The sequence below is a fragment of the Pseudomonas sp. TH04 genome (assembly GCF_016651355.1).
Lineage (GTDB): Bacteria > Pseudomonadota > Gammaproteobacteria > Pseudomonadales > Pseudomonadaceae > Aquipseudomonas > Aquipseudomonas fluorescens.
Window position 1 is genome coordinate 4,210,147 of sequence record NZ_JAEKEA010000001.1, and the last position, 19,234, is coordinate 4,229,380.

The window sequence follows — 19,234 nt, forward strand, 5'->3', positions numbered from 1 at the left end:
ACCTTAACGCTTCGCCGAGGCCAGCAGGGTAGAGCGCTCCTGGTCCATGCGTGCCATCAATGGCTGGCTTTGTTGCAGGAAGCGCGCGCGCTCGGCTTTGGCGATAGGGTCGGCCATCGGCAGCTTCTGGCCCAATGGGTCGACGTGGACGCCGTTGACCTGGAACTCATAGTGCAAATGCGGGCCGGTGGACAGGCCGGTAGTGCCGATGTAGCCGATCACCTGGCCTTGCTTCACGTTGCTGCCCGTGGAGACGCCTTTGGCAAACCCTTGCATATGGCCGTACAGCGTGCGGTAGGTGTTGCCGTGCTGGATGATCACGGTATTGCCGTAGCCACCGCGACGTCCGGCCAGCAGGACCTTGCCATCACCGGCCGCTTTGATTGGCGTGCCACGTGGAGCGGCATAGTCGACGCCTTTGTGGGCGCGGATTTTGTTGAGGATTGGATGCTTGCGACCCATGGAGAAACGCGAACTGATGCGAGCGAAGTCCACTGGCGTGCGGATGAAGGCTTTGCGCATGCTATTGCCATCAGCGGTGTAGTAGCTGCTATTGCCTTGTTTGTTGGTGTAGCGAACAGCGGTGTAGGTCTTGCCACGGTTGGTGAAGCGCGCGGAAAGAATGGCGCCGGTGCCGACCACCTTACCGTTGGCGACTTTCTGTTCGTAGATCACGTCGAATTCGTCACCCTGGCGAATGTCCTGGGCGAAATCGATGTCGTAGCCAAATACGCTGGCCATGTCCATGGTCATGCTGTGTGACAAGCCGGCGCGGGCGGCCGATTGTGACAATGAACTGTTGATCACACCGTGCACGTAAGCTGAGCGCATTACCGGTTTGGTGGTGATGCGGTTGAAGGCAAAGCCTTTGGCGCCCTTGGTGAGGGTAATGCTTTCGAGGTCGCTGACATTGCTGTGCAGGTTCTTCAGTTGGCCATTGGGCGCCAATTCGAACTCAAGCTTCTGGCCGTGTTTGAGCTGGGTAAATTGCTTGGCTTGTTTATCGCTGGCCAGCACCTCATTAACAGCAGAGGTGGGCAGGCCGACCTTTTCGAACAGCGTTGAAAGCGTATCGCCTTTGGCGACGATGACTTCGCGGTGCAGGGGATTCTTTGGGGGGACCGCTGCAGCCGGCTCTTGAGCGGCGTGTTGAGTGTCTTCGGGTGTGCTTTCTATCTGTGCAAACGGTGAATCGGCTGGCGCGTTTGTGGCTTGTTGCGCGTCAGAAGCGTCTTGATCTTGTGTCAGTTGTTCAACTGGACTTTCCAGGTCAAGGCTCAGGGATGTTCGTTTGGCTTCTACGTCACTGGAAGGGAATACCAGGAGTGCCAGGCTGAGAAGGGCGGCGATACCACTTGCGGCGAGCAGGTGGGTCTTCGGGTAAAGCGGCGGCGCTTTAGACGGTTCTGTGGTCATAAGTAATTTTGACTTTGAAGATGAAATGGAAAAGATGAATGACATGATGAAGATGAAATAACTGTATAAAATATAACCAAATCATCTGTGGCGCAAGCTCGCGAACGCTGGGCTTGCTGAACGGTGTCCGTGCGCAGGGCAAAACTTGTAATTAGTCCCTGATCTTGTATGGTTGGTTCCCTTTTGAATCTGAGCCTTGCGGGTCTGTTATGAAGTCGGTTGAAGAGCAGCTAGCGCTGATAAAACGTGGTGCGGAAGAACTGTTGGTCGAGGCCGAGCTGATCGAAAAGCTCAAGCGTGGCCAGCCCCTGCGTATTAAGGCTGGCTTCGATCCAACGGCGCCAGACCTGCACTTGGGTCATACGGTGCTTATTAACAAGCTGCGCCAGTTCCAGGAACTGGGGCACCAGGTCATCTTCCTTATAGGTGACTTCACCGGGATGATCGGTGATCCGAGCGGCAAGAGCGCCACGCGCCCGCCGTTGACGCGTGAGCAGGTTCTCGACAATGCCGAGACCTACAAGACTCAGGTGTTCAAGATTCTCGATCCGGCCAAGACCGAGGTGGCATTCAACTCCACCTGGATGGACCAGATGGGGCCGGCAGATTTCATTCGCCTCACCTCCCAGTACACTGTGGCGCGCATGCTTGAGCGTGATGATTTCGACAAGCGCTACTCCACCAATCAGCCTATCGCGATTCATGAGTTTCTTTACCCGCTGGTACAAGGGTATGACTCGGTGGCACTGCGCGCGGACGTTGAGCTTGGCGGCACCGATCAGAAGTTCAACCTGCTGATGGGGCGTGAGTTGCAGCGCGCATACGGCCAAGAGGCTCAGTGCATTCTGACCATGCCGTTGCTGGAGGGGTTGGATGGCGTCAAGAAGATGTCCAAGTCCTTGGGTAACTATGTGGGTATCCAGGAAGCGCCGGGTGTTATGTATGGCAAGCTGGTTTCGATTCCAGATGCGCTGATGTGGCGTTACTTCGAGCTGCTGAGCTTCCGTTCGATGGATGAGATTAATGCGCTGCGCGCTGAAGTCGAGGCGGGCGCCAATCCGCGTGATGTGAAGATCAAGTTGGCGGAGGAGATTGTTGCGCGCTTCCACGGTGAGGAGGCTGCGGCGAGTGCTCATCGTGCGGCGGGTAACCGTATGAAGGATGGCGAGCTGCCGGATGATCTGCCGGAGATCGAATTGACTGCTGCTGAAGCGATGCCGATCGCTGCCGTCCTTAATAAGGCGGGCCTGGTGAAGAACTCTGCGGTTGCTCGCGACCTTTTGGGTTCCGGTGGTGTGCGTATAGATGGTGAGGTTGTCGATCGCACCTTTATATACGAGCTGGGCGCTACCCATGTTTGCCAGGCTGGCAAGAAGGCATTTGCGCGTATTACGCTCAAATCCGAATAAAGCTGGAATTAGGTGTTGACGGCGAATTATATCTGTCTATAATTCGCCCCACTTCCGGCGCAGTCGAAACGGAAAACTCCTTGGTAAACAAGAAGTTATGCGGGATTCGACAGCGAGTTGCTTCAGGTCATCGAAGCCCAGAAGGAGTTGGTAGGGCAGTGTTGTTTGGCTCTATTAACGTTTCGATCCTCTCGGTCGAAAGCGGGAAAAAGAGGTGTTGACAGCAGCGTGTAACGCTGTAGAATTCGCCTCCCGCTAACGAGAGATCGGAAGCGCAAGTGGTTGAAGTTGTTGAGGAATTCCTCGAAAACTTCTGAAAATAATCACTTGACAGCAAATGAGGCTGCTGTAGAATGCGCGCCTCGGTTGAGACGAAAGATCTTAACCAACCGCTCTTTAACAACTGAATCAAGCAATTCGTGTGGGTGCTTGTGGAGTCAGACTGATAGTCAACAAGATTATCAGCATCACAAGTTACTCCGCGAGAAATCAAAGATGTAACCAACGATTGCTGAGCCAAGTTTAGGGTTTCTTAAAAACCCAAAGATGTTTGAACTGAAGAGTTTGATCATGGCTCAGATTGAACGCTGGCGGCAGGCCTAACACATGCAAGTCGAGCGGTAGAGAGAAGCTTGCTTCTCTTGAGAGCGGCGGACGGGTGAGTAAAGCCTAGGAATCTGCCTGGTAGTGGGGGATAACGTTCGGAAACGGACGCTAATACCGCATACGTCCTACGGGAGAAAGCAGGGGACCTTCGGGCCTTGCGCTATCAGATGAGCCTAGGTCGGATTAGCTAGTTGGTGAGGTAATGGCTCACCAAGGCGACGATCCGTAACTGGTCTGAGAGGATGATCAGTCACACTGGAACTGAGACACGGTCCAGACTCCTACGGGAGGCAGCAGTGGGGAATATTGGACAATGGGCGAAAGCCTGATCCAGCCATGCCGCGTGTGTGAAGAAGGTCTTCGGATTGTAAAGCACTTTAAGTTGGGAGGAAGGGCATTAACCTAATACGTTAGTGTTTTGACGTTACCGACAGAATAAGCACCGGCTAACTCTGTGCCAGCAGCCGCGGTAATACAGAGGGTGCAAGCGTTAATCGGAATTACTGGGCGTAAAGCGCGCGTAGGTGGTTTGTTAAGTTGGATGTGAAATCCCCGGGCTCAACCTGGGAACTGCATTCAAAACTGACTGACTAGAGTATGGTAGAGGGTGGTGGAATTTCCTGTGTAGCGGTGAAATGCGTAGATATAGGAAGGAACACCAGTGGCGAAGGCGACCACCTGGACTAATACTGACACTGAGGTGCGAAAGCGTGGGGAGCAAACAGGATTAGATACCCTGGTAGTCCACGCCGTAAACGATGTCAACTAGCCGTTGGGAGCCTTGAGCTCTTAGTGGCGCAGCTAACGCATTAAGTTGACCGCCTGGGGAGTACGGCCGCAAGGTTAAAACTCAAATGAATTGACGGGGGCCCGCACAAGCGGTGGAGCATGTGGTTTAATTCGAAGCAACGCGAAGAACCTTACCAGGCCTTGACATCCAATGAACTTTCTAGAGATAGATTGGTGCCTTCGGGAACATTGAGACAGGTGCTGCATGGCTGTCGTCAGCTCGTGTCGTGAGATGTTGGGTTAAGTCCCGTAACGAGCGCAACCCTTGTCCTTAGTTACCAGCACGTAATGGTGGGCACTCTAAGGAGACTGCCGGTGACAAACCGGAGGAAGGTGGGGATGACGTCAAGTCATCATGGCCCTTACGGCCTGGGCTACACACGTGCTACAATGGTCGGTACAGAGGGTTGCCAAGCCGCGAGGTGGAGCTAATCCCACAAAACCGATCGTAGTCCGGATCGCAGTCTGCAACTCGACTGCGTGAAGTCGGAATCGCTAGTAATCGCGAATCAGAATGTCGCGGTGAATACGTTCCCGGGCCTTGTACACACCGCCCGTCACACCATGGGAGTGGGTTGCACCAGAAGTAGCTAGTCTAACCTTCGGGAGGACGGTTACCACGGTGTGATTCATGACTGGGGTGAAGTCGTAACAAGGTAGCCGTAGGGGAACCTGCGGCTGGATCACCTCCTTAATCGACGACATCAGCTGCTCCATAAGTTCCCACACGAATTGCTTGATTCATTGAAGAAGACGATAAGAAGCAGCCCGAAATTGGGTCTGTAGCTCAGTTGGTTAGAGCGCACCCCTGATAAGGGTGAGGTCGGCAGTTCGAATCTGCCCAGACCCACCAATTTTGTGTGGGAAACGCCTGTAGAAATACGGGGCCATAGCTCAGCTGGGAGAGCGCCTGCCTTGCACGCAGGAGGTCAACGGTTCGATCCCGTTTGGCTCCACCACTACTGCTTCTGAAGTTTCGAAAGCTTAGAAATGAGCATTCCATTGTGATGATGGTGAATGTTGATTTCTAGTCTTTGATTAGATCGTTCTTTAAAAATTTGGGTATGTGATAGAAAGATAGACTGAACGTTACTTTCACTGGTAACGGATCAGGCTAAGGTAAAATTTGTGAGTTACTCGTAATTGAGTATTATCGAATTTTCGGCGAATGTTGTCTTCACAGTATAACCAGATTGCTTGGGGTTATATGGTCAAGTGAAGAAGCGCATACGGTGGATGCCTTGGCAGTCAGAGGCGATGAAAGACGTGGTAGCCTGCGAAAAGCTTCGGGGAGTCGGCAAACAGACTTTGATCCGGAGATGTCTGAATGGGGGAACCCAGCCATCATAAGATGGTTATCTTACGCTGAATACATAGGCGTAAGAGGCGAACCAGGGGAACTGAAACATCTAAGTACCCTGAGGAAAAGAAATCAACCGAGATTCCCTTAGTAGTGGCGAGCGAACGGGGACTAGCCCTTAAGTGGCTTTGAGATTAGCGGAACGCTCTGGAAAGTGCGGCCATAGTGGGTGATAGCCCTGTACGCGAAAATCTCTTAGTCATGAAATCGAGTAGGACGGAGCACGAGAAACTTTGTCTGAATATGGGGGGACCATCCTCCAAGGCTAAATACTACTGACTGACCGATAGTGAACTAGTACCGTGAGGGAAAGGCGAAAAGAACCCCGGAGAGGGGAGTGAAATAGATCCTGAAACCGTATGCGTACAAGCAGTGGGAGCAGACTTTGTTCTGTGACTGCGTACCTTTTGTATAATGGGTCAGCGACTTATTTTCAGTGGCGAGCTTAACCGAATAGGGGAGGCGTAGCGAAAGCGAGTCTTAATAGGGCGTCTAGTCGCTGGGAATAGACCCGAAACCGGGCGATCTATCCATGGGCAGGTTGAAGGTTGGGTAACACTAACTGGAGGACCGAACCGACTACCGTTGAAAAGTTAGCGGATGACCTGTGGATCGGAGTGAAAGGCTAATCAAGCTCGGAGATAGCTGGTTCTCCTCGAAAGCTATTTAGGTAGCGCCTCATGTATCACTGTAGGGGGTAGAGCACTGTTTCGGCTAGGGGGTCATCCCGACTTACCAAACCGATGCAAACTCCGAATACCTACAAGTGCCGAGCATGGGAGACACACGGCGGGTGCTAACGTCCGTCGTGAAAAGGGAAACAACCCAGACCGTCAGCTAAGGTCCCAAAGTTATGGTTAAGTGGGAAACGATGTGGGAAGGCTTAGACAGCTAGGAGGTTGGCTTAGAAGCAGCCACCCTTTAAAGAAAGCGTAATAGCTCACTAGTCGAGTCGGCCTGCGCGGAAGATGTAACGGGGCTCAAACCATACACCGAAGCTACGGGTATCACGTAAGTGATGCGGTAGAGGAGCGTTCTGTAAGCCTGTGAAGGTGAGTTGAGAAGCTTGCTGGAGGTATCAGAAGTGCGAATGCTGACATGAGTAACGACAATGGGTGTGAAAAACACCCACGCCGAAAGACCAAGGTTTCCTGCGCAACGTTAATCGACGCAGGGTTAGTCGGTCCCTAAGGCGAGGCTGAAAAGCGTAGTCGATGGAAAACAGGTTAATATTCCTGTACTTCTGGTTATTGCGATGGAGGGACGGAGAAGGCTAGGCCAGCTTGGCGTTGGTTGTCCAAGTTTAAGGTGGTAGGCTGGAATCTTAGGTAAATCCGGGATTCTAAGGCCGAGAGCTGATGACGAGTTAACTTTTAGTTAACGAAGTGGTTGATGCCATGCTTCCAAGAAAAGCTTCTAAGCTTCAGGTAACCAGGAACCGTACCCCAAACCGACACAGGTGGTTGGGTAGAGAATACCAAGGCGCTTGAGAGAACTCGGGTGAAGGAACTAGGCAAAATGGCACCGTAACTTCGGGAGAAGGTGCGCCGGTGAGGGTGAAGGACTTGCTCCGTAAGCTCATGCCGGTCGAAGATACCAGGCCGCTGCGACTGTTTATTAAAAACACAGCACTCTGCAAACACGAAAGTGGACGTATAGGGTGTGACGCCTGCCCGGTGCCGGAAGGTTAATTGATGGGGTTAGCTAACGCGAAGCTCTTGATCGAAGCCCCGGTAAACGGCGGCCGTAACTATAACGGTCCTAAGGTAGCGAAATTCCTTGTCGGGTAAGTTCCGACCTGCACGAATGGCGTAACGATGGCGGCGCTGTCTCCACCCGAGACTCAGTGAAATTGAAATCGCTGTGAAGATGCAGTGTATCCGCGGCTAGACGGAAAGACCCCGTGAACCTTTACTATAGCTTTGCACTGGACTTTGAATTTGCTTGTGTAGGATAGGTGGGAGGCTTTGAAGCGTGGACGCCAGTTCGCGTGGAGCCAACCTTGAAATACCACCCTGGCAACTTTGAGGTTCTAACTCAGGTCCGTTATCCGGATCGAGGACAGTGTATGGTGGGTAGTTTGACTGGGGCGGTCTCCTCCTAAAGAGTAACGGAGGAGTACGAAGGTGCGCTCAGACCGGTCGGAAATCGGTCGTAGAGTATAAAGGCAAAAGCGCGCTTGACTGCGAGACAGACACGTCGAGCAGGTACGAAAGTAGGTCTTAGTGATCCGGTGGTTCTGTATGGAAGGGCCATCGCTCAACGGATAAAAGGTACTCCGGGGATAACAGGCTGATACCGCCCAAGAGTTCATATCGACGGCGGTGTTTGGCACCTCGATGTCGGCTCATCACATCCTGGGGCTGAAGCCGGTCCCAAGGGTATGGCTGTTCGCCATTTAAAGTGGTACGCGAGCTGGGTTTAGAACGTCGTGAGACAGTTCGGTCCCTATCTGCCGTGGACGTTTGAGATTTGAGAGGGGCTGCTCCTAGTACGAGAGGACCGGAGTGGACGAACCTCTGGTGTTCCGGTTGTCACGCCAGTGGCATTGCCGGGTAGCTATGTTCGGAATAGATAACCGCTGAAAGCATCTAAGCGGGAAACTAGCCTCAAGATGAGATCTCACTGGGACCTTGAGTCCCCTGAAGGGCCGTCGAAGACTACGACGTTGATAGGTTGGGTGTGTAAGCGCTGTGAGGCGTTGAGCTAACCAATACTAATTGCCCGTGAGGCTTGACCATATAACACCCAAGCAATTTGACTACTCCTGACTTGGAAACAAGCAGAAGCATCAGATTGCGGTGTGTGAAGACGATAGAACCGAAAGTTCGAATTTCACAAAACACCGAAAGCTATCACATACCCAATTTGCTGAAGCGAGGCCAACTGGCCACGACTCAGTACCCGAATTTCTTGACGACCATAGAGCATTGGAACCACCTGATCCCATCCCGAACTCAGTAGTGAAACGATGCATCGCCGATGGTAGTGTGGGGTTTCCCCATGTGAGAGTAGGTCATCGTCAAGATTAAATTCCAGAACCCCTGTTTGCTAACGCGAACAGGGGTTTTGTTTTGGCGGTCGAAAAGTGCAAAGGGGCTTATTGCAGCCGCTGACAGTGCTTAATCCCGTCCTTTCTATGCAATGGCCTTATGCATGGCTATCATGCGTGCCTCATTGTGAGGCGATACTTGCATGCTGACGTTGTTAGAACTTCTGAAAGATGGCCGATTCCACTCTGGAGAGGCGCTGGGGGCTGCCCTGGGCGTCAGTCGCAGTGCTGTTTGGAAGCAGCTCCAGCATCTTGAGTCTGAATTGAACCTGCCCATTCATAAAGTCCGTGGCAGGGGGTATCAGCTTGCGTCGCCGTTGGTTTTTCTGAACGCTAAAGAAATTGAAGCGAATGCTGCTTCTTTGGTGTGGCCCGTTTACATCTCGGATTCCATTGACTCCACCAATGCCGAAGCTTTGCGTCTTGTCGACGCTGGCCGTACCGCGCCATTTCTGGTGCTTGCTGAGCAGCAAACCGCAGGAAGGGGTAGGCGAGGCCGTAAGTGGGTTAGCCCGTTTGCTCAGAATGTCTATTACAGCCTTGTCTTGCGCATTGACGGGGGCTTGCGACAGTTAGAGGGGCTTAGTCTTGTTGTCGGCTTGGCGGTCATGCGGTGCCTTCGCGAACTAGGTGTCCAGGGGGCGGCCTTGAAGTGGCCAAATGACGTCCTGGTTGGGCACAAGAAAATTGCCGGTATCTTGCTGGAGTTGGTGGGAGATCCCGCAGATATTTGCCACGTTGTGCTTGGTATAGGTATCAACGTAAACATGCAAAAGGCTGCAGAGGTCGATCAGGAGTGGACGTCAGTACAGCTGGAAACAGGATCTACTGTCGATCGCAATTACCTGGTTGCACGCCTGGGGCTTCAATTGCAAAGTCATCTGCAGCGACATGCAGCTTTCGGCTTTACTGCGCTCCAGGAGGAGTGGGAGCACAATCATTTGTGGCAGGGGCGGGCCGTATCGCTGATTGCGGGCGTTAACCAAATTGATGGGGTTGTGCTAGGGATCGACCACCAAGGCGCGTTGCGCTTGGATGTCGATGGTGTTGAGAAAATATACAGCGGTGGTGAGTTAAGCCTGAGGTTGCGTGATGATTCTTGAGCTCGACTGTGGGAATAGCTTTATCAAATGGCGTGTACTTGATTCGCACATGGCCCGGGTATCTGCCGAAGGTATTGTCGGTTCGGATCTCGCATTGATTGAGAGTCTGGTAGCAATACCCGAGCTTTCTCTGACGCGCTGCCGTTTGGTGAGTGTTCGTGCTTCGCAGGAAACTGGGCAGCTAGTTGAGGCGTTGCAGGGGGCTTTTGGTGTCGTAGTGTCCTGTGCGGCTCCAGCGCGAGAAATGGCGGGTGTTCGTAATGGCTACGAAGAGTATGAGCGCCTCGGGCTTGATCGTTGGTTGGCAATGCTGGGGGGGTTCAAATTAGCGGCAGGCGCTTGTCTGGTGCTCGATTTCGGTACGGCGGCGACTGCAGACTTTATTGCTGCTGACGGCGAGCACCTCGGCGGCTTCATATGTCCTGGGATGCCCCTTATGCGCAGTCAGCTGCGAACCCACACGCGTAAGATTCGCTACGACGACGTGGCGGCCGAGCAAGCTGTGGAGCGTCTCTCGCCGGGCCGGACGACTGTGGAGGCCGTTGAGCGGGGTTGTACGCTGATGCTCAGGGGGTTTGTATTGACCCAGCTCGAGTTGGCTCAGAGCTATTGGGGCGATAATTTTACGGTTTTTCTAACCGGAGGGGATGCTGACCTGGTCTCGGATGCTGTGCCGCAGGCTCGCCTGGTTCCTGATCTGGTTTTTGTTGGTCTGGCGATGGCGTGCCCCTTGTCCTGAGGTATTTATGCGTTGGCTGTTTTTGCTTTTGCTCGTTCTCAATGCCTTCTATTACATTTGGCATCAACAAGAAGCGCCGTTGCGCGCTAAGGATGTAACGCCCCTGAGTCTCTATAAGGGGTCTCAGCAGGATATTCGCCTGTTGAGTGAGTCTTCTGATCCTATGGTTCGGCGTGATCGAGCAAAAGCCCCTGACGCACAAAATACCTGCTTATACATAGGTGGCTTTGCTGATCAGAGGCAGGCCCAGTCAATGGAGCAGCGCCTCACCAGCCTGGATATAAAGGTCAAGGTGCAGTTGCTCAATACGGCTGAGGCCTCCGGCTATTGGCTTCGCGTAGCCCCGGAAAGCAGGCGCTTGGCTGACGATCTGCCGTTTGAAAACCTTGCTAAGGAATTCAATGAGTTAAAACATAAAATAATGTTGTGCGAAGGCGTTGCAACTGTCGAATAGTTTGCATAGAATGGCGCCCGCTTCGCAGTGAAGACCTTTACGGTCTACAGCGTGAAGCGAAGGTCAACGCAGCTAACCTCATATTTTTAATGAGAAAATGCTTGACAGAAGGCCGGCGTGATGTAGAATGCCGGCTCGCTTAGGAGGGGTTCCCGAGCGGCCAAAGGGATCAGACTGTAAATCTGACGTCTACGACTTCGAAGGTTCGAATCCTTCCCCCTCCACCATTTTTAGCGTGAGCTGCAAGCTCCGCGGGTATAGTTTAGTGGTAGAACCTCAGCCTTCCAAGCTGATGATGCGGGTTCGATTCCCGCTACCCGCTCCAAGTTTGCAGGTTGTGCACGGTGTTTTGCTCTTGTAGCTCAGTTGGTAGAGCACACCCTTGGTAAGGGTGAGGTCAGCGGTTCAAATCCGCTCAAGAGCTCCATATAACAAGGCAGATATGAAAATATCTGCCTTTGTTTTAACAGCTGCCTCGGCTTGATGGTGTTGTATCTGGTTTTGTCGCCAGGTGATTTCAAGTCTGTTGGGGTTGGTTGTTGTAATGTCTTTTTCAGGCCTGCATAATGGTCGGCCTGATTTTGTTTTAGGTCAGTAGCTCAATTGGCAGAGCGACGGTCTCCAAAACCGTAGGTTGGGGGTTCGATTCCCTCCTGACCTGCCAGATTCACGTGGTGTATCTGGCTTTCTTTTCACAGGATCTTCATAGATGACTCCTAAGGCTGAAGCTCAAAGCTCTCGTTTCGATCTCGTCAAGTGGCTCGCCGTAGTCGCGTTGGTGGTCGTAGGCGTTGTCGGCAATCAGTATTATTCTGCTTCGCCGATCCTGTACCGTGTCCTCGCTTTGCTGGCCCTTGCTGCTGTAGCTGCCTTTGTAGGCCTGCAGACTGCCAAAGGCAAGTCTTTCGCGGTCCTGGTAAAGGAAGCTCGCACCGAAATCCGTAAAGTCGTTTGGCCGACTCGCCAAGAAACCACGCAGACCACGTTGATCGTTGTGGCTGTTGTTCTGGTTATGGCGTTGCTGTTGTGGGGGCTTGATTCCCTGCTCGGCTGGCTTGTTTCCTTGATTGTTGGCTAAGGGTGTCCCGTGGCTAAGCGTTGGTACGTTGTGCATGCTTACTCGGGTTACGAGAAGCATGTTATGCGCTCTTTGCTGGAGCGCGTAAAGCTGGCAGGCATGGAAGATGGCTTCGGCGAAATTCTGGTTCCCACTGAAGAAGTGGTTGAAATGCGGAATGGTCAGAAGCGCAAGAGCGAACGCAAGTTCTTCCCTGGCTACGTGCTGGTTCAGATGGACATGAATGAAGGTACTTGGCACTTAGTCAAGGATACCCCTCGTGTCATGGGCTTCATTGGCGGTACTGCCGATAAGCCTGCTCCTATCACTGACAAAGAGGCGGAAGCAATTCTGCGTCGTGTTGCTGATGGTAGCGACAAGCCTAAGCCGAAGACGTTGTTCGAGCCAGGTGAGGTTGTTCGTGTCACAGATGGTCCGTTTGCTGATTTCAACGGTACCGTCGAAGAAGTTAACTACGAAAAGAGCCGGATCCAAGTGGCAGTGCTCATTTTCGGTCGCTCTACTCCGGTAGAGTTGGAGTTCAGCCAGGTCGAGAAGGTCTAGCTGAGCAAGCATCCCAACCCCGCAGCCTTAGGCTGTGGGGTTTTGTCGTCACTGGGATAAACGCGCAAGTAACCGGGGAGCCTTTCGAGGCGTTTGAACCCGTAATTGGAGTGCCTCATGGCCAAGAAGATTACCGCTTACATCAAGCTGCAAGTGAAGGCCGCTCAGGCCAACCCAAGTCCACCTGTCGGCCCGGCTCTGGGTCAGCACGGCGTGAACATCATGGAATTCTGCAAGGCCTTCAACGCCCGTACTCAGGGTCTTGAGCCAGGTCTGCCGACTCCAGTGATCATCACTGTATACAGCGACCGTAGCTTCACTTTCGAAACCAAGTCGACCCCGGCTTCGGTTTTGCTGAAGAAGGCTGCAGGTCTGACTAGCGGTTCCGCTCGTCCTAACACCGTTAAGGTTGGCACCGTAACTCGTGCTCAGCTGGAAGAAATCGCGAAAACCAAAAACGCGGATCTGACTGCAGCTGATATGGATGCAGCCGTGCGTACCATCGCCGGTTCTGCTCGTAGCATGGGCCTTAACGTGGAGGGTGTGTAATGGCTAAGCTGACCAAGCGCCAAAAGGCTATCGCTGGCAAAATCGAAGCAGGCAAGGCCTACAACTTTGTAGACGCTGCTGCCCTGCTGACCGAGCTGTCGACTGTCAAGTTCAGCGAGTCCGTTGACGTTGCTGTAAACCTGGGTGTTGACCCACGTAAATCCGACCAGGTCGTTCGTAGCGCTACTGTGCTGCCACACGGTACTGGCAAGACTGTACGTGTTGCTGTCTTCACCCAAGGCCCAGCAGCTGAAGCTGCTCTGGCCGCCGGCGCCGACCGCGTTGGTATGGACGACCTGGCTGCCGAAATGAAAGGCGGCGACCTGAACTATGACGTAGTTATTGCTTCCCCGGATGCAATGCGCGTTGTAGGTCAGTTGGGTCAGATCCTCGGTCCACGTGGTCTGATGCCTAACCCTAAAGTCGGCACCGTAACGCCAGACGTAGCTACCGCGGTTAAAAACGCCAAGGCTGGTCAGGTTCGTTATCGCACCGACAAAAACGGCATCATTCACACTTCCGTTGGCAAAGTCGGCTTCGACGCCGTCAAGCTGAAGGAAAACGTTGAAGCCCTGATCGCTGATCTGAAGCGTATCAAGCCAGCTTCCTCGAAAGGTATCTACGTCAAGCGCGTTACCCTGAGCACCACTATGGGCCCAGGTCTGGTCATCGACCAAGGCTCGCTGGACGTATAAGACACAAGTTGTCGCGAGAGATCGCGACAATTGAAAAAATTGGGGTCCCTGCCTGGCGGGGGCTATCCAAGACCGTAGGCGGCGCAAGTCTTAAACCACAAGCCTACGCAGATGGTGCTCCCGGTTCCTTACCGAATCAGACACCAAAACGACATCCGGCTTCGGCCAGATGAAACGGTAACAAGCAGGAGTTAAACCCGTGGCAATTAATCTCGAAGACAAGAAGGCCATCGTCGCTGAAGTCAACGAGGCTGCCAAAGCTGCTCTGTCCGCTGTCGTGGCTGATGCCCGTGGTGTGACAGTAGGCGCTATGACCGGACTCCGTAAAGAGGCTCGTGAAGCTGGCGTATACGTACGTGTAGTACGTAACACCCTGCTCAAGCGCGCTGTTGCTGACACTGAATACAGTGTCCTCAACGACGTGTTCACCGGCCCGACTCTGATCGCGTTCTCCAAAGAACATCCAGGCGCTGCTGCCCGTTTGTTCAAAGAATTCGCCAAGAGTCAGGATAAGTTCGAGATCAAGGCAGCTGCGTTCGAGGGCAAGTTCCTCGCAGCTAACCAAATCGACGTACTGGCAACACTGCCGACCCGTAACGAAGCTATTTCTCAGCTGATGAGCGTGATTCAAGGCGCTACCAGCAAGTTGGCTCGTACTCTGGCTGCAGTTCGCGAGCAAAAAGAAGCTGCCGCAGCCTAAGGCTGAGCATCTCCTTTCGCGTATTTTTGTTTATTTCGATGGCCGCGTAGGCCGTCCCCCAATTCAGGAAATACAGTAATGTCTATCTCCCAAGAAGATATCCTCAACGCCGTAGCTGAAATGTCGGTTCTGCAGGTTGTTGAGCTGATCAAAGCTTTCGAAGAAAAATTCGGCGTTTCCGCTGCTGCTGCTTCCGCTGGCCCAGCTGTTGCTGCTGTTGCTGCTGAAGAGCAAACCGAATTCAACGTCATGCTGCTGGAAGCTGGCGAGAAGAAAGTAAACGTGATCAAGGCAGTTCGTGAACTGACCGGTCTGGGCCTGAAAGAGGCCAAGGCTGTAGTTGACGGCGCTCCTGCCCAGGTTCTGGAAGCAGTGTCGAAAGACGCAGCTGACAAAGCCAAAGCAGTGCTGGAAGAAGCAGGCGCTAAAGTCGAGCTGAAGTAAGCATCGACCTTGCGTCTCCAGCCCAAGCGTTAAGCTGAAGGCTGATGGCTGGTGGCTCATGCCACCGGCCTTTTTCCGTTCTTGGCTGTCGACTCGGTCGCCGCCATTAACGCGCTGTAGCCACCCGATGCGGTGGTGCAAACCATGGGGTTTGCGAGATTTTCTGGCTGCTCCCGTCGGGAGGGGCCAAACAAGCAGGTGACCAAGCTGGGGAACGCTGATGGCTTACTCATATACTGAGAAAAAACGTATCCGCAAGGACTTTAGCAAGTTGCCGGACGTCATGGATGTCCCGTACCTTCTGGCTATCCAGCTGGATTCGTATCGTGAATTCTTGCAAGCGGGAGCGACTAAAGATCAGTTCCGCGACGTGGGCCTGCATGCGGCCTTCAAATCCGTTTTCCCGATCATCAGCTACTCCGGCAATGCTGCGCTGGAGTACGTGGGTTATCGCCTGGGCGAACCGGCATTTGATGTCAAAGAATGCGTGTTGCGCGGTGTTACGTACGCCGTACCTTTGCGGGTAAAAGTCCGTCTGATCATTTTCGACAAAGAATCGTCGAACAAAGCGATCAAGGACATCAAAGAGCAAGAAGTCTACATGGGCGAAATCCCATTGATGACTGAAAACGGTACCTTCGTTATCAACGGTACCGAGCGCGTTATCGTTTCCCAGCTGCACCGTTCCCCGGGCGTGTTCTTCGACCACGACCGCGGCAAGACGCACAGCTCCGGTAAGCTCCTGTACTCCGCGCGGATCATTCCGTACCGCGGCTCGTGGTTGGACTTCGAGTTCGACCCGAAAGACTGCGTGTTCGTGCGTATCGACCGTCGTCGTAAGCTGCCGGCCTCGGTACTGCTGCGCGCGCTCGGCTATACCACTGAGCAAGTGCTTGATGCTTTCTACACCACCAACGTATTCAGCCTGAAGGATGAAACCCTCAGCCTGGAACTGATTGCTTCGCGTCTGCGTGGTGAAATTGCCGTCCTGGATATCCAGGATGAAAACGGCAAGGTCATCGTTGAAGCTGGCCGCCGTATTACCGCGCGCCACATCAACCAGATCGAAAAAGCCGGTATCAAGTCGCTGGACGTGCCGCTGGACTACGTCCTGGGTCGCACCACTGCCAAGGTCATCGTTCACCCGGCTACAGGCGAAATCCTGGCTGAGTGCAACACCGAGCTGAACACCGAGATCCTGGCAAAAATCGCCAAGGCCCAGGTTGTTCGCATCGAGACCCTGTACACCAACGACATCGACTGCGGTCCGTTCATCTCCGACACGCTGAAGATCGACTCCACCAGCAACCAATTGGAAGCGCTGGTTGAGATCTATCGCATGATGCGTCCTGGTGAGCCACCGACCAAAGACGCTGCCGAGACCCTGTTCAACAACCTGTTCTTCAGCCCTGAGCGCTATGACCTGTCTGCGGTCGGCCGGATGAAGTTCAACCGTCGTATCGGTCGTACCGAGATCGAAGGTTCGGGCGTGCTGTGCAAGGAAGACATCGTCGCGGTACTGAAGACCTTGGTCGACATCCGTAACGGTAAAGGCATCGTCGATGACATCGACCACTTGGGTAACCGTCGTGTTCGCTGCGTAGGCGAAATGGCCGAGAACCAGTTCCGCGTTGGCCTGGTACGTGTTGAGCGTGCGGTCAAAGAGCGTCTGTCGATGGCTGAAAGCGAAGGCCTGATGCCGCAAGATCTGATCAACGCCAAGCCAGTGGCTGCGGCGGTGAAAGAGTTCTTCGGTTCCAGCCAGCTCTCGCAGTTCATGGACCAGAACAACCCGCTCTCCGAGATCACCCACAAGCGCCGTGTTTCCGCACTGGGCCCGGGCGGTCTGACCCGTGAGCGTGCAGGCTTTGAAGTTCGTGACGTACACCCAACGCACTACGGTCGTGTTTGCCCGATCGAAACGCCGGAAGGTCCGAACATCGGTCTGATCAACTCCCTGGCCGCTTATGCACGCACTAACCAGTACGGCTTCCTCGAGAGCCCGTACCGTGTAGTGAAAGATGCACTGGTCACCGACGAGATCGTGTTCCTGTCCGCCATCGAAGAAGCCGATCACGTGATCGCTCAGGCTTCGGCCACGATGAACGACAAGAAAGTCCTGATCGACGAGCTGGTAGCTGTTCGTCACTTGAACGAGTTCACCGTTAAGGCGCCGGAAGACGTCACCTTGATGGACGTTTCGCCGAAGCAGGTAGTTTCGGTTGCAGCGTCGCTGATCCCGTTCCTGGAGCACGATGACGCCAACCGTGCGTTGATGGGTTCCAACATGCAGCGTCAAGCTGTACCCACCCTGCGTGCCGACAAGCCGCTGGTAGGTACCGGCATGGAGCGTAACGTAGCCCGTGACTCCGGCGTTTGCGTCGTGGCTCGTCGTGGCGGCGTGATCGACTCTGTTGATGCCAGCCGTATCGTGGTTCGTGTTGCCGATGACGAAGTTGAGACTGGCGAAGCCGGTGTCGACATCTACAACCTGACCAAATACACCCGCTCGAACCAGAACACCTGCATCAACCAGCGCCCGCTGGTGAGCAAGGGTGATCGCGTTCAGCGTAGCGACATCATGGCCGACGGCCCGTCCACCGATATGGGTGAGCTGGCACTGGGTCAGAACATGCGCATCGCGTTCATGGCATGGAACGGCTTCAACTTCGAAGACTCCATCTGCCTGTCCGAGCGTGTTGTTCAAGAAGACCGCTTCACCACGATCCACATTCAGGAACTGACCTGTGTGGCGCGTGACACCAAGCTTGGGCCAGAGGAAATCACTGCAGACATCCCGAACGTGGGTGAAGCTGCACTGAACAAACTGGACGAAGCCGGTATCGTTTACGTAGGTGCTGAAGTTGGCGCAGGCGACATCCTGGTTGGTAAGGTCACTCCGAAAGGCGAGACCCAACTGACTCCGGAAGAGAAGCTGTTGCGTGCCATCTTCGGTGAGAAAGCCAGCGACGTTAAAGACACTTCCCTGCGCGTACCTACCGGTACCAAGGGTACTGTCATCGACGTACAGGTCTTCACCCGTGACGGCGTTGAGCGTGATGCTCGTGCACTGTCCATCGAGAAGACTCAACTCGACGAGATCCGCAAGGACCTGAACGAAGAGTTCCGTATCGTTGAAGGCGCGACCTTCGAACGTCTGCGTTCCGCTCTGGTAGGCCACAAGGCTGAAGGCGGCGCAGGTCTGAAGAAAGGTCAGGACATCACCGACGAAATCCTCGACGGTCTTGAGCACGGCCAGTGGTTCAAACTGCGCATGGCTGAAGACGCTCTGAACGAGCAGCTCGAGAAGGCCCAGGCCTATATCGTTGATCGCCGCCGTCTGCTGGACGACAAGTTCGAAGACAAGAAGCGCAAACTGCAGCAGGGCGATGACCTGGCTCCAGGCGTGCTGAAAATCGTCAAGGTTTACCTGGCAATCCGTCGCCGCATTCAGCCGGGCGACAAGATGGCCGGTCGTCACGGTAACAAGGGTGTGGTCTCTGTGATCATGCCGGTTGAAGACATGCCGCACGATGCCAATGGCACCCCGGTCGACGTCGTCCTCAACCCGTTGGGCGTACCTTCGCGTATGAACGTTGGTCAGATCCTTGAAACCCACCTGGGCCTCGCGGCCAAAGGTCTGGGCGAGAAGATCAACCGTATGATCGAAGAGCAGCGCAAGGTCGCAGACCTGCGTAAGTTCCTGCACGAGATCTACAACGAGATCGGCGGTCGCAACGAAGAGCTGGACACCTTCTCCGACCAGGAAATCCTGGATCTGGCGAAGAACCTGCGCGGCGGCGTTCCAATGGCTACCCCGGTATTCGACGGTGCCAAGGAAAGCGAAATCAAGGCCATGCTGAAACTGGCAGACCTGCCGGAAAGTGGCCAGATGCAGCTGTTCGACGGCCGTACCGGCAACAAGTTTGAGCGCCCGGTTACTGTTGGCTACATGTACATGCTGAAGCTGAACCACTTGGTAGACGACAAGATGCACGCTCGTTCTACCGGTTCGTACAGCCTGGTTACCCAGCAGCCGCTGGGTGGTAAGGCTCAGTTCGGTGGTCAGCGTTTCGGGGAGATGGAGGTCTGGGCACTGGAAGCATACGGTGCTGCTTACACTCTGCAAGAAATGCTCACAGTGAAGTCGGACGATGTGAACGGTCGGACCAAGATGTACAAAAACATCGTGGACGGCGATCACCGTATGGAGCCGGGCATGCCCGAGTCCTTCAACGTGTTGATCAAAGAAATTCGTTCCCTCGGCATCGATATCGATCTGGAAACCGAATAACAC

At 54.0% G+C, this 19,234-nt stretch carries 12 protein-coding genes, 6 tRNA genes and 3 rRNA genes; 20 read left to right on the forward strand and 1 reads right to left on the reverse strand.

The features are described 5' to 3' along the window. Positions 1-3: 3 nt before the first annotated feature. Positions 4-1,416, reverse strand: a complete 1,413-nt coding sequence (locus JFT85_RS18850; protein ID WP_169876356.1) for a peptidoglycan DD-metalloendopeptidase family protein — start codon at positions 1,414-1,416, stop codon at positions 4-6. A 209-nt stretch (positions 1,417-1,625) separates the two neighbouring features. On the opposite strand from JFT85_RS18850, the gene tyrS reads away from it, so the two are divergent. From tyrS to rpoB, 20 genes are all read left to right on the forward strand, one after another. Beyond that, positions 1,626-2,825 (forward strand): tyrosine--tRNA ligase, encoded by a 1,200-nt coding sequence (tyrS, locus tag JFT85_RS18855; RefSeq protein WP_069551959.1) that lies wholly within the window; start codon positions 1,626-1,628, stop codon positions 2,823-2,825. 552 nt (positions 2,826-3,377) lie between these two features. Continuing rightward, positions 3,378-4,914, forward strand: a 16S ribosomal RNA gene (locus tag JFT85_RS18860). An 82-nt stretch (positions 4,915-4,996) separates the two neighbouring features. Further along, positions 4,997-5,073: transfer RNA gene (locus JFT85_RS18865), tRNA-Ile, on the forward strand. A 30-nt stretch (positions 5,074-5,103) separates the two neighbouring features. Then, a tRNA-Ala gene (locus JFT85_RS18870) sits at positions 5,104-5,179 on the forward strand. A 250-nt stretch (positions 5,180-5,429) separates the two neighbouring features. After that, positions 5,430-8,321: ribosomal RNA gene (locus tag JFT85_RS18875) — 23S ribosomal RNA — on the forward strand. Between the two features lie 171 nt (positions 8,322-8,492). Continuing rightward, positions 8,493-8,608: ribosomal RNA gene (gene rrf / locus JFT85_RS18880) — 5S ribosomal RNA — on the forward strand. Together the 16S, 23S and 5S rRNA genes with 2 tRNA genes alongside form the textbook arrangement of a ribosomal RNA operon. A 167-nt stretch (positions 8,609-8,775) precedes the next feature. After that, positions 8,776-9,735, forward strand: coding sequence for a bifunctional biotin--[acetyl-CoA-carboxylase] ligase/biotin operon repressor BirA (gene birA / locus JFT85_RS18885; RefSeq protein WP_069553227.1), 960 nt, complete (start codon positions 8,776-8,778; stop codon positions 9,733-9,735). Beyond that, complete coding sequence (locus JFT85_RS18890) at positions 9,725-10,474, forward strand: pantothenate kinase (RefSeq protein ID WP_053258277.1); 750 nt, start codon at positions 9,725-9,727, stop codon at positions 10,472-10,474. The genes birA and JFT85_RS18890 overlap by 11 nt, the downstream gene beginning before the upstream one ends. 7 nt (positions 10,475-10,481) lie before the next feature. Then, complete coding sequence (locus tag JFT85_RS18895; protein ID WP_053258276.1) at positions 10,482-10,928, forward strand: hypothetical protein; 447 nt, start codon at positions 10,482-10,484, stop codon at positions 10,926-10,928. A gap of 142 nt (positions 10,929-11,070) precedes the next feature. After that, positions 11,071-11,155 (forward strand) — tRNA-Tyr (locus JFT85_RS18900). 24 nt (positions 11,156-11,179) lie between these two features. Further along, positions 11,180-11,253 (forward strand) — tRNA-Gly (locus JFT85_RS18905). Between the two features lie 26 nt (positions 11,254-11,279). Beyond that, positions 11,280-11,355, forward strand: a tRNA-Thr gene (locus JFT85_RS18910). A gap of 161 nt (positions 11,356-11,516) precedes the next feature. Then, positions 11,517-11,592 (forward strand) — tRNA-Trp (locus JFT85_RS18915). A gap of 45 nt (positions 11,593-11,637) precedes the next feature. Next, positions 11,638-12,006 carry a preprotein translocase subunit SecE gene (gene secE, locus JFT85_RS18920; RefSeq protein WP_003194658.1) on the forward strand — a complete coding sequence of 123 codons (369 nt, stop codon included), beginning with the start codon at positions 11,638-11,640 and terminating at the stop codon, positions 12,004-12,006. A 9-nt stretch (positions 12,007-12,015) separates the two neighbouring features. Then, complete coding sequence (gene nusG, locus JFT85_RS18925) at positions 12,016-12,549, forward strand: transcription termination/antitermination protein NusG (RefSeq protein ID WP_003176436.1); 534 nt, start codon at positions 12,016-12,018, stop codon at positions 12,547-12,549. Between the two features lie 117 nt (positions 12,550-12,666). Next, on the forward strand, positions 12,667-13,098 hold the full coding sequence (rplK, locus tag JFT85_RS18930; protein ID WP_003176435.1) for a 50S ribosomal protein L11: 432 nt from the start codon (positions 12,667-12,669) through the stop codon (positions 13,096-13,098). After that, positions 13,098-13,793, forward strand: a complete 696-nt coding sequence (gene rplA, locus JFT85_RS18935; protein ID WP_003232403.1) for a 50S ribosomal protein L1 — start codon at positions 13,098-13,100, stop codon at positions 13,791-13,793. Before rplK ends, rplA begins: the two co-directional genes overlap by 1 nt. Before the next feature lie 199 nt (positions 13,794-13,992). Continuing rightward, the gene (gene rplJ / locus JFT85_RS18940; RefSeq protein WP_010174464.1) at positions 13,993-14,493 is read left to right on the forward strand and encodes a 50S ribosomal protein L10; all 501 of its coding nucleotides are present in this window, start codon (positions 13,993-13,995) and stop codon (positions 14,491-14,493) included. 78 nt (positions 14,494-14,571) lie between these two features. Further along, positions 14,572-14,937: a 50S ribosomal protein L7/L12 gene (gene rplL / locus JFT85_RS18945; protein WP_010566858.1), complete on the forward strand. Its 366-nt coding sequence runs from the start codon at positions 14,572-14,574 to the stop codon at positions 14,935-14,937. A 220-nt stretch (positions 14,938-15,157) separates the two neighbouring features. After that, positions 15,158-19,231, forward strand: a complete 4,074-nt coding sequence (gene rpoB, locus JFT85_RS18950; RefSeq protein ID WP_053258275.1) for a DNA-directed RNA polymerase subunit beta — start codon at positions 15,158-15,160, stop codon at positions 19,229-19,231. Positions 19,232-19,234: the final 3 nt, after the last annotated feature.